Origin of the sequence: Pseudomonas sp. SLBN-26 (genome assembly GCF_006715895.1) — a bacterium.
GTDB classification, from domain to species: Bacteria; Pseudomonadota; Gammaproteobacteria; order Pseudomonadales; family Pseudomonadaceae; genus Metapseudomonas; species Metapseudomonas otitidis.
Genome location: NZ_VFOB01000001.1, coordinates 115,291 through 126,571 on the forward strand (window position 1 = coordinate 115,291; position 11,281 = coordinate 126,571).

General features: G+C 61.9%; 8 protein-coding genes and 3 tRNA genes. 8 read left to right on the forward strand and 3 right to left on the reverse strand.

The genetic code is table 11. The features are described from left to right. From FBY21_RS00560 to folD, 3 genes are all read right to left on the reverse strand, one after another. The gene (locus tag FBY21_RS00560; RefSeq protein ID WP_142007928.1) at positions 1-1,977 is read right to left on the reverse strand and encodes a TonB-dependent receptor plug domain-containing protein; all 1,977 of its coding nucleotides are present in this window, start codon (positions 1,975-1,977) and stop codon (positions 1-3) included. A gap of 152 nt (positions 1,978-2,129) precedes the next feature. Further along, entirely contained in the window at positions 2,130-2,786 is a 657-nt protein-coding gene (locus FBY21_RS00565) for a gamma-glutamylcyclotransferase (protein WP_142007929.1), read from the reverse strand. Between the two features lie 149 nt (positions 2,787-2,935). Next, on the reverse strand, positions 2,936-3,790 hold the full coding sequence (gene folD / locus FBY21_RS00570; protein ID WP_142007930.1) for a bifunctional methylenetetrahydrofolate dehydrogenase/methenyltetrahydrofolate cyclohydrolase FolD: 855 nt from the start codon (positions 3,788-3,790) through the stop codon (positions 2,936-2,938). 273 nt (positions 3,791-4,063) lie between these two features. Here folD and FBY21_RS00575 point away from each other — a divergent pair. From FBY21_RS00575 to FBY21_RS00610, 8 genes are all read left to right on the forward strand, one after another. After that, positions 4,064-4,140: transfer RNA gene (locus FBY21_RS00575), tRNA-Arg, on the forward strand. 34 nt (positions 4,141-4,174) lie between these two features. Continuing rightward, a tRNA-His gene (locus tag FBY21_RS00580) sits at positions 4,175-4,250 on the forward strand. 55 nt (positions 4,251-4,305) lie between these two features. After that, a tRNA-Leu gene (locus FBY21_RS00585) sits at positions 4,306-4,390 on the forward strand. Positions 4,391-4,759: 369 nt separating this feature from the next. After that, positions 4,760-6,070: a trigger factor gene (gene tig, locus FBY21_RS00590; protein WP_107330599.1), complete on the forward strand. Its 1,311-nt coding sequence runs from the start codon at positions 4,760-4,762 to the stop codon at positions 6,068-6,070. A 94-nt stretch (positions 6,071-6,164) separates the two neighbouring features. Then, complete coding sequence (gene clpP / locus FBY21_RS00595) at positions 6,165-6,809, forward strand: ATP-dependent Clp endopeptidase proteolytic subunit ClpP (RefSeq protein ID WP_069560302.1); 645 nt, start codon at positions 6,165-6,167, stop codon at positions 6,807-6,809. A 109-nt stretch (positions 6,810-6,918) separates the two neighbouring features. After that, positions 6,919-8,199, forward strand: coding sequence for an ATP-dependent Clp protease ATP-binding subunit ClpX (gene clpX / locus FBY21_RS00600; RefSeq protein ID WP_044408338.1), 1,281 nt, complete (start codon positions 6,919-6,921; stop codon positions 8,197-8,199). Between the two features lie 132 nt (positions 8,200-8,331). Further along, positions 8,332-10,728, forward strand: a complete 2,397-nt coding sequence (gene lon, locus FBY21_RS00605) for an endopeptidase La (protein ID WP_142007931.1) — start codon at positions 8,332-8,334, stop codon at positions 10,726-10,728. 136 nt (positions 10,729-10,864) lie between these two features. Beyond that, positions 10,865-11,137, forward strand: a complete 273-nt coding sequence (locus tag FBY21_RS00610) for an HU family DNA-binding protein (RefSeq protein WP_004422505.1) — start codon at positions 10,865-10,867, stop codon at positions 11,135-11,137. The last annotated feature ends 144 nt before the right edge of the window (positions 11,138-11,281 follow it).

Sequence of the window (11,281 nt, forward strand, 5' to 3'; positions counted from 1 at the left end):
TCAGAACTCGTAGCGCAGGTTGGTGAAGTACTGCCGGCCGGGCTCGGGGTAGCCGTCGGACAGTTCGTAGTCCTCGTTGCTGAGGTTGTTGACGCCCGCTTCGACGCTGACGCCGTGGGTGAGGTCGAGGCTGGCCTTGAGGTCGATGCGGGTGAAGGGCGAGACCTGGGCGGTGTCGGAGGACCAGCGCTGGTCGGCGTGCTCGATGAAGGCGATGAGGTGCAGGCGCTCGATGGGGGCGTAGTCGACCCAGGTGTTGAGCTTGTTGCGCGGGGTGTCGGTGAGGCGGGTGCGGGAGCTGAGGTTGCGCCGTTCGAGGTAGGTGTAGGCGAAGCCGGTCTCCAGGCCTTCACCGACTCGCTGCTTGAGGCTCAGTTCGGCGCCGCGGTGGCGGGCTTCGTTGATGTTCTGCATCTGGTCGCGGCCGGGCTGGACGTTGCGGACGCGCTGGATGAGGTCGTCGATGTCGCTGCGGAAGACGGCGGCCTCCAGGTGCGCGCCGGCCCAGGGCTGGCCCTGGTAGCCGAGCTCGTAGTGGGTGGCGTGCTCGGGGGCGAGGCCGGGGTTTTCGATGAAGGTGCCGAAGCGCAGGGAGTAGCGGTCCTTGAGGGTGGGCAGGCGGCTCTTGCGGGCGATGCTGGCGTAGAGGCGGTGGTCCGGCGTGGGGTCGAAGTACAGGGCGGTCTGCCAGTTGTTGGCGTGCTGGGTGTCGGGCCGGGCGTAGGTGTCGGCGTCCACCGGGGTGAGGGTGTCGCGGCTGGCGCCGAGGGCCAGGTGCCAGCGTTCTTCGAGGCGGATGTAGTCCTCGACGGCGACGGAGGTGAGCCGGTCTTCCAGGCGCTTGGTGGTGCGCTGGCCGTCGTCCTCTTCGTGGCGGTCCTGCTTGTAGGCGTATTGCAGTTTGATCTGGTGGGCGTCGAGGCGGTCGGTCTGCAGTTGCAGGGAGCCGCCCATGACGTGGTCGTCGTAGTTGCTGCTGCCGGTGCTGGAGAGTGACTGGGGGTTGTTGCCGCTGGTGGCGAGGCGGCTGTAGGTGGCGTTGGTGTAGCCGTCGAGGCCGTTGGTGTAGTGGTCGGCGTAGGCGCGCAGGCGCAGGGTCTCGTAGTCGCTGAGGGCGTGGTTGCCGATGAAGTAGTAGCTCTCCTTGTCCCAGTAGGGCCAGCGCCAGTAACGCTGGGTGGCGCTGGGGTCGGTGCTGGGGGGCTGGCCTTTCTGGCCGTCCTGGCGGACGTAGCCGAGTGCGTATTCGTCGGTTTCGTTGGGGGTGAGGCCGATCTTCAGGGACTGCTTGCGGTCGTCGTAATCGCTGTTCTCGCGGTGGTGGCCGTTCTCCCGGACGGTGCTGCGGAAGTCGTCGGAGAGCCGGTAGTAGTCGGCTTCGTGCTGGGAGGCGGAGGCCTGGAGGTACCAGCTGCCCTGGTTGGTGCCGAGGTTGATGCTCTTGCGCTGCAGGCCGCCGGTGCCGGCACCGAGGCTGACGTCGCCTTCGAAGGCGCTGTCGGGGCGGCGGGTGATGAGGTTGATGGCGCCGCCAAGGGTGTTCGGGCCGTAGAGGGTGGAGCTCATGCCCTTGGCGACCTGGATGGCGGCGAGGTCGCTGGTGGTGAAGCGGTCGAGGTCGACGTAGCCGTCGTAGGGGACGTACACGGGGATGCCGTCGACGAAGATCGGCACCTGGCGGGCGTCGAAGCCACGCAGGCTGATGGTGCCTTCGTTGCGGGCGTTGGTGCTGGTGCTGATGCCGCTCAGCAGGTTGAGGGCGTCGGTGACGGTGTGGCGCTCGAAGCGCTGCATGTCGCGGGCGTCGACCGAGGAGGCGACTTGGTCGCCGAAGTCGCTGGCCTGGCTGGAGGGGGCGCTGATCAGCAGTTCGCCCAGGCTGAAGACCTGGCTGGCGGCGTTGGCCGGCTGCGGAGGGAGGACAGCGCCAAGGGCACCCAGGGCCAGGAGGGGGATGCGTGTGGTGAGAAGGTTCATGGTTGCTCGCTGTGTATTTTTTTATATAGCGATGGGCGTGACGGGACGCATCGGGCATTCGCCTGGGCGTCTCTTGCCGGCGTTGGCGTCCGGCTGGCGCAGGTTATCCGAGCGCTTTGCCAATCGCTATATATTTTTGTGTATAGCGATAGTCAGTCGAGATCGAGGTGAGGTTGCTTGCTGCAGCGCAGGAGGGCGGACTCCAGGCGGCGGTCGGGCATGGCGTGGGCGCGCAGGCTGTTGACGGTCTGCTCGACGTAGTCGCGCGTGGTGCCGTAATGGCCACAGGCACGGGCGAAGACGTGGGTGAGGACGTGATCCGGCAGGGCGCCGGCGTAGCAGGCGAAGTTGCGCCGCAGGACGAAGCCGAGGGCCTGGACGCGCCGGCCGTCTTCGAGGCGGCAGTCCAGCCAGCGCGGCTGGTAGGCGGCGTCGGGCATCTCCCGCTGCCAGAGTGCGAGCAGGTGGCGCTTGAGGTGTTCGTCGGGCAGGCGGTAGGCGAAGCCGGAGCAGGAACCGCCACGGTCGAGTCCGAGTACGAGGCCGGGGGCGTCGGGGGTGCCCCGGTGGATCTGCGACCACAGGTAGAGGCCGCGGTGGTAGCCGTGGATGCGGGCGCGGCTGCGTTCGACGGCAGGGCATTCCGGACGCCAGATGAGCGAGCCGTAGGCGAACAGCCAGACAGGGCCGCCCTTGTGCTGGGCCATGGTGGCGTCGAGGGAGGCCTGGAGTTCGCCGGCGGTGAGGTGGACCGGCTGTTCAAGCTGGGGCGGGTAGGGGGCTGGCGGGGCGTCGGGGCGGCCGGGCATGGCGTGGATGGCCTCGGTGGTGCGGTGGAGCGGTACGGGTTCCGTTTTAGCAGGCTGGGAGGGGGTTGGGGAATGACGTTCGTCAGCTTTCTGCATGGCCAAACGAAGAACGGCACCATTGGGGTGCCGTTCGGTGCCTTGCGCTCGCGTCAGTCGTGCAGGTGCTCGGCGGCGTGCAGGGTGTTCTCCAGCAGGCAGGCTCGGGTCATGGGGCCTACGCCGCCGGGGACCGGGGTGATCCAGCTGGCGCGCTGCAGGGCGGGCTTGTACTCGACGTCGCCGACCAGCTTGCCGTCTTCCTGGCGGTTGATGCCGACGTCGATGACGATGGCGCCTTCCTTGATCCATTCACCTTTCACCAGGCCGGGCTTGCCGGCGGCGACCACCACCAGGTCGGCACGGCCAACGTGGCCGGCGAGGTCCTTGGTGAAGCGGTGGGTGACGGTGACGGTGCAACCGGCGAGCAGCAGTTCGAGGGCCATGGGGCGGCCGACGATGTTGGAGGCGCCGACGACCACCGCGTCCATGCCATAGAGGTCTGCGCCGGTGCTTTCCAGGAGGGTCATGATGCCCTTCGGAGTGCAGGGGCGCAGCAGCGGGATGCGCTGGGCGAGGCGGCCGATGTTGTAGGGGTGGAAGCCGTCCACGTCCTTGTCCGGGCTGATGCGCTCCAGCAGCAGGGAGGCGTCGAGGTGCGCGGGCAGGGGCAGCTGGACCAGGATGCCGTCGATGGCCGGGTCCTGGTTCAGGCGGTCGATCAGGGCGAGCAGTTCGTCCTGGCGGGTGCTGGCGGGCAGGTCATGGGCCTGGGAAATGAAACCGACTTCCTCGCAGTCCTTGCGCTTGTGCGCGACATAGACTTGCGAGGCGGGATCGCTGCCCACCAGGATCACGGCCAGGCCGGGAATGCGCAGTCCTTGCTGGCGGCGTTCAGCTACTCGCTGGGCTATCTGCTGGCGGAGGCGGGCGGCGATCGTTTTGCCGTCGATCAGTTGTGCGGTCATGACGCGTGATTAACCATTAGGAAGGAGCGAAAAAGGGCGCGTATTCTCGCATGGCGTGCCTGCGGGGCAAAGGCGGCTGCCGGGCATTTTCCCGTAACCCCTTTATCTTTCTAAATTTTTTTCATTTTTTTGTTGACGGGTAGTGGGGGCAGCTATAACATGCGCCCCGCTTGTCGAGCACAGCCACTAGCTGGGTAAGACGGCAAACGTAGAAGTCTCAAGGCTTCTGCTGAAGCCGAAAGCTTCGAAGAGTCTGCTCCGGTAGATGATCGAGCGCCCGTAGCTCAGCTGGATAGAGCATCCGCCTTCTAAGCGGATGGTCGCAGGTTCGAGTCCTGCCGGGCGTGCCATTTGGCAGTCTTGGCACAAGCAAAGTGAAATATGGTGGGCGTAGCTCAGTTGGTAGAGCACAGGATTGTGGCTCCTGGTGTCGTGGGTTCGATTCCCATCGTCCACCCCATATTCTGCAAAGACGCCAGGCCAAGTGCCTGGCGTTTTTGTTTCCAGCGTCGAAAGCGGACGTGGTGAAATTGGTAGACACACCAGATTTAGGTTCTGGCGCCGCAAGGTGTGAGAGTTCGAGTCTCTCCGTCCGCACCATTATTCGATGACCCTTGAACCTGGGTTTGCTTGCAAGAGCCAGGTAGGGAATGAAAAGGCAGCCTTCGGGCTGCCTTTCGTCGTTCCGGGGGCTGCATTTGCGGCATCCGGCCGCAGTGCCGTCCGGCCTTGGGCGTGCTGTACTGCCGGAGCGCTGCCCGCCCGGCCGTAGGCATCGGGCAGGGATGTTGGCCGGGTAGGGCGGTCCTTCCTTATATAAGGTGCGAATCCATTGGTGTCGGCTCTTGTAGGCAGGGGCGCGAAGAGCGATGGGTTGGCGGGGTGACTTCTGCATTTTCCTCTAATAGAATGCCGACCCTTGATTATGGGGCCGGTCCGGCCGGCAAATGTCTGCAACGAGGAATATCCATGCAAGTTTCTGTTGAAAGCACCTCCGCTCTCGAGCGCCGTATGACCGTTGGTGTGCCGGCCGAGCGGATCGAGACTGAAGTCAACAAGCGTCTTCAGCAGACTGCTCGCCGCGCCAAGGTCGCTGGCTTCCGTCCGGGCAAGGTGCCCATGAGCGTCATCCGTCAGCGTTACGAAGACGCTGCTCGCCAGGAAGTCCTGGGCGATCTGATCCAGTCTTCCTTCTATGAGGCTGTGGTTGAGCAGAAGCTGAACCCGGCTGGCCAGCCTTCCGTCGAGCCGAAAGTGTTCGAGAAGGGCAAGGACCTCGAGTTCATCGCCACCTTCGAAGTGTTCCCGGAGTTCCAGGTCGCTGGTCTCGAGTCCATTGCGGTCGAGCGCCTGCAGGCTGAAGTCGGCGACGCTGACGTGGACAACATGCTGGAGATCCTGCGCAAGCAGAACACCCGCTTCGAAGCTGTGGATCGTGCTGCCGAGAATGGCGATCAGCTGAACATCGATTTCGTCGGCAAGATCGACGGCGAAGCCTTCGCGGGCGGTTCTGCCAAGGGCACCAGCCTGGTGCTGGGCTCCGGTCGCATGATCCCAGGCTTCGAAGATGCCCTGGTTGGTGTCAAGGCGGGCGAAGAGCGCGTCATCAACCCGACTTTCCCCGAGGACTACCAGAACCTGGATCTGGCCGGTAAGACTGCCGAGTTCACCGTGACCGTGAACAGCGTCTCCGCCCCCATCCTGCCGGAGCTGAACGACGAGTTCTTCGCGCTGTTCGGCATCAAGGAAGGCGGTCTGGAAGGCTTCCGCGCCGAAGTTCGCAAGAACATGGAGCGTGAGCTGCGTCAGGCCATCAAGTCCAAGGTCAAGAATCAGGTAATGGACGGCCTGCTGGCTGCCAACCCGATCGAAGTGCCGAAGGCGCTGATCGGCAACGAGGTGAACCGTCTGCGCGTTCAGGCTGTTCAGCAGTTCGGCGGCAACATCAACCCTGATCAACTGCCGGCCGAGCTGTTCGAAGAGCAAGCCAAGCGCCGCGTGGTTCTGGGTCTGATCGTGGCTGAAGTGGTCAAGCAGTTCGAGCTGAAGCCGGACGATGCCCGCGTTCGCGAACTGATCGAGGAAATGGCCTCCGCTTACCAGGAGCCTGAGCAGGTCGTGGCCTGGTACTACAAGAACGACCAGCAGCTGAACGAAGTCCGTTCTGTTGTGCTGGAAGAACAAGTTGTAGATACTGTCCTGCAGAAGGCCAACGTGACTGACAAAGCGGTCTCCTACGAAGATGCAGTCAAGCCGGTAGAAGCTCCGCAAGCCGCCTGATCGTTTCGCCTCGTTCGAGCACACCATAAGCCAGCCTCCGAGCTGGCTTATGCGTCTTTGAGACATGACATTAGTTAGGGAGCGATCGCTGGACATGTCCCGCAATTCTTATATGCAGCAACAAGTCCCTGATATCCAGGCTGCTGGCGGCCTCGTGCCGATGGTGGTGGAGCAGTCTGCCCGTGGCGAGCGCGCCTACGACATCTATTCCCGCCTGCTGAAGGAGCGGGTGATCTTCCTGGTGGGTCAGGTCGAGGACTATATGGCTAACCTGGTGGTTGCCCAACTGCTGTTCCTCGAAGCCGAGAACCCCGACAAGGACATTCACCTCTACATCAATTCTCCGGGTGGTTCGGTGACTGCCGGGATGTCGATCTACGACACCATGCAGTTCATCAAGCCTGACGTATCCACCATCTGCATCGGCCAGGCCTGCAGCATGGGGGCGTTGCTCCTGGCGGGTGGTGCAGCTGGCAAGCGTTACTGCCTGCCGCACTCGCGCATGATGATCCACCAGCCTCTGGGTGGTTTCCAGGGGCAGGCTTCGGACATCGAGATTCACGCGCGTGAGATCCTCACGATTCGTGAGCGCCTGAACAAGATCCTGGCCGATCACACCGGACAGCCGATCGATGTGATCGCTCGTGATACTGATCGCGACAACTTCATGAGTGGCGATGAGGCTGTCAAATACGGACTGATCGATCAGGTCCTCAGCAAGCGTCAGATCGCCAGCTAACACCATCCGCAGCACCGTGGCCGGCTCCCGCCGGCCACTCCGCGGGCTTGAAAATGCCCGCATTTGCCTTCATCTTGTGTTTCATGCCTATCCCGACTGGATTGATCGAATGACTGACACCCGCAATGGCGAGGACAACGGCAAACTGCTTTATTGCTCCTTCTGCGGCAAAAGCCAGCACGAAGTGCGCAAGTTGATTGCTGGCCCTTCCGTCTTTATCTGCGACGAGTGCGTCGACCTGTGCAACGACATCATCCGTGAGGAGGTGCAGGAAGCCCAGGCCGAGAGCAATGCGCACAAGCTGCCGGCGCCCAAGGAAATCCGCACCATCCTGGATCAGTATGTGATTGGTCAGGAGCGCGCGAAGAAGGTCCTCGCGGTCGCCGTCTATAACCACTACAAGCGTCTCAATCAGCGCGACAAGAAGGATGACATCGAGCTCGGCAAGAGCAACATCCTCCTGATCGGCCCTACGGGTTCCGGCAAGACGCTGCTGGCCGAAACGCTCGCTCGCCTGCTGAATGTTCCCTTCACCATCGCCGACGCAACCACGCTCACCGAGGCGGGTTATGTGGGGGAGGATGTCGAGAACATCATTCAGAAGCTGCTGCAGAAGTGCGATTACGACGTGGAAAAGGCCCAGATGGGCATTGTCTACATCGATGAGATCGACAAGATTTCCCGTAAGTCCGATAACCCCTCCATCACCCGTGATGTGTCGGGGGAGGGCGTCCAGCAAGCGTTGCTGAAGCTGATCGAGGGCACCGTTGCGTCCGTGCCGCCGCAAGGTGGTCGCAAGCATCCCCAGCAGGAATTCCTGCAGGTGGATACACGTAACATTCTCTTCATTTGCGGCGGTGCGTTCGCCGGGCTGGAGAAGGTCATCCAGAACCGCTCTGCTCGTGGCGGCATTGGCTTCAATGCCGAGGTCCGCAGTGTTGATCTGGGCAAGAAGGTGGGTGAAACCCTGCGCGATGCGGAGCCGGAGGACCTGGTCAAATTCGGCCTGATCCCCGAGTTCGTAGGTCGTCTGCCGGTGATCGCCACCCTGGACGAACTCGATGAGGCTGCATTGATCCAGATCCTCACCGAGCCGAAGAACGCCCTGACCAAGCAGTACGGCAAGCTCTTCGAAATGGAAGGGGTGGATCTGGAGTTCCGTCCGGACGCACTCAAGGCTGTTGCTCGCCGTGCGCTCGAGCGCAAAACCGGTGCCCGGGGACTGCGCTCGATCCTCGAAGGCGTGCTGCTCGACACGATGTACGAAATCCCCTCGCAGAACGAGGTCAGCAAGGTGGTCATCGATGAAAGTGTCATCGAAGGAGCCTCCAAGCCGCTGCTGATCTACGAGAACAGCGAACAGCCGGCGAAAGCTGCGCCCGACGCGTGATCACCAAAGGGGCCCTCGGGCCCCTTTGTCTTTCCCACTACAGCGCTTGTTTTTTCCCAGACGTGCCCCCATCTTAGGCCCTCAGGGTCCCCCTATCTGTTAACGGCCCATGGCCGCTGTAGAGCTGAAATCATGAAGACAACCGTAGAATTGCCTCTCCTGCCATTGCGTGATGTCGTGGTCTATCCGCACATGGTCATCCCGCTGTTCGTGGGGCGTGAGAAATCCATCGAGGCCCTGGAGGCCGCGATGACCGGGGACAAGCAAATTCTTCTGTTGGCGCAGAGGAACCCGGCGGACGACGATCCGGGCGAAGACGCCCTGTACCGTGTCGGTACGGTCGCAACCGTCCTCCAATTGCTCAAGCTGCCTGACGGCACCGTGAAGGTGTTGGTCGAGGGCGAGCAGCGTGGCGCCATCGAGCGCTTCTTCGAAGTGGAAGGTCATTGCCGGGCCGAGGTTGCCCTGATCGATGAGGCTGACGCGGGTGAGCGTGAGTCCGAAGTGCTCGTTCGCAGCCTGCTCAGCCAGTTCGAACAGTACGTTCAACTGGGCAAGAAGGTGCCTGCCGAGGTGCTCTCCTCGCTGAACAGCATCGATGAGCCGGGTCGCTTGGTGGATACCATGGCGGCGCACATGGCGCTCAAGATCGAGCAGAAGCAGGAGATCCTCGAGATCACCGATCTGTCCGAGCGCGTCGAGCACGTACTGGCTCTCCTGGATGCCGAGATTGACCTGTTGCAGGTCGAGAAGCGTATCCGTGGGCGCGTCAAGAAGCAGATGGAGCGCAGCCAGCGCGAGTACTACCTGAATGAGCAGATGAAGGCCATTCAGAAAGAGCTCGGTGACATCGATGAGGGCCACAACGAGATCGAGGAGCTGAAGAAGCGCATCGACAATGCGGGGCTCACCAAGGAAGCCCTCACCAAGGCCAATGCCGAGCTGAACAAGCTCAAGCAGATGTCGCCCATGTCGGCGGAAGCTACGGTCGTCCGCTCCTACATCGACTGGCTGGTGAACGTGCCGTGGAAGGCCGAGAGCAAGGTCCGTCTGGACCTGGCGAAGGCAGAAGACATCCTGGATGCCGATCACTACGGTCTCGAAGAGGTCAAGGAGCGGATCCTCGAGTACCTCGCTGTGCAAAAGCGCGTCAAGAAGGTGAAAGGCCCTGTCCTTTGCCTGGTCGGGCCGCCCGGCGTGGGCAAGACCTCGCTGGCCGAGTCCATCGCCCGTGCCACCAACCGCAAGTTCATCCGCATGGCCTTGGGTGGCGTGCGTGACGAGGCCGAAATCCGTGGTCACCGCCGTACCTACATCGGTTCCATGCCGGGTCGTCTCATTCAGAAGATGACCAAGGTCGGGGTTCGCAACCCGCTCTTCCTGCTCGACGAGATCGACAAGATGGGCAGCGACATGCGCGGCGACCCGGCTTCTGCGCTGCTTGAGGTCCTTGACCCGGAGCAGAACCACAATTTCAACGACCATTACCTTGAGGTCGACTACGACCTCTCGGATGTGATGTTCCTCTGCACCGCGAACTCCATGAACATTCCGGCACCCCTGCTGGATCGTATGGAGGTTATTCGTCTGCCTGGTTACACCGAGGACGAGAAGGTCAATATCGCGACCAAGTACCTGGCTCCGAAGCAGACCCAGGCCAATGGTCTGAAGAAAGGGGAGCTGGCGTTCGAAGAAGCAGCGATCCGCGATATCATCCGCTACTACACCCGGGAAGCCGGCGTGCGCAGCCTGGAGCGCCAGATCGCCAAGGTGTGCCGCAAGGCCGTCAAGGAACACGCCCGCGAGAAGCGTTTCAGTGTGGTCGTGACGGCTGACTCGCTGGAGCACTTCCTGGGCGTGCGCAAGTTCCGTTACGGGCTGGCTGAACTGCAGGACCAGATTGGTCAGGTAACAGGCCTGGCATGGACCCAGGTCGGTGGTGAGCTACTGACCATCGAGGCCGCTGTCGTGCCGGGCAAGGGGCAACTGACCAAGACCGGCTCGCTCGGTGATGTGATGGTGGAATCCATCACGGCTGCACTCACCGTGGTGCGCAGTCGCGCCAAGAGCCTCGGCATTCCGGCCGATTTCCACGAGAAGCGCGACATCCATATCCACATGCCCGAAGGGGCTACGCCGAAGGATGGGCCCAGCGCGGGCATCGGCATGTGCACAGCCCTCGTGTCGGCCATGACGCAAATCCCTGTGCGCGCTGATGTCGCCATGACCGGGGAAATCACCTTGCGTGGCCAAGTGCTCGCAATCGGTGGTTTGAAAGAGAAATTGCTGGCGGCTCATCGGGGCGGTATCAAAACTGTGATCATTCCCGAAGAAAACGTCCGTGATTTGAAAGAAATCCCTGAAAACATCAAGCAGGATCTGAATATTAAACCCGTTAAATGGATTGACGAGGTCCTGCAAATTGCGCTGCAATACGCGCCGGAGCCCTTGCCCGATGCGGCTCCCGAGATGGTTGCAAAGGATGAAAAGCGCGAGCCTGATTCCAAGGAGCGAATCAGCACGCATTAGCCGGGGGGCTTTCTTGACACATTTTTCGAGCCCTTGTTATAAAGCGGCTCCTATGTGTCAGCAGGCCATCCAGCACCCGCTTTGCTTACACCGAAGAACTAAGAAACAAACTCAACAGATATAAGGGGACTTAAGAGTGAACAAGTCGGAACTGATTGATGCCATCGCCGCATCCGCTGATATCCCGAAAGCTGTCGCTGGCCGTGCGCTGGACGCAGTGATCGAATCCGTCACTGGCGCTCTGAAGGCTGGTGATTCCGTGGTGCTGGTAGGTTTCGGTACCTTCGCTGTCAAAGAGCGCGCTGCTCGCACTGGCCGCAACCCGCAGACTGGCAAGCCGATCAAGATCGACGCTGCCAAGATCCCCGGTTTCAAGGCTGGTAAAGCTCTGAAAGACGCCGTCAACTAAGCGTCCCTCTGGCTTTGCCCATCCGCCTCCGGACTAGCTCGGAGGCGGCTCGGGGAAGCAAGGCAGTCAGCCTGCCGAGGGGCAACCCTCCGGCTACCCCGACAGTTAAGAGAAGGCGCATCCTCGGATGCGCCTTTCTTTTAT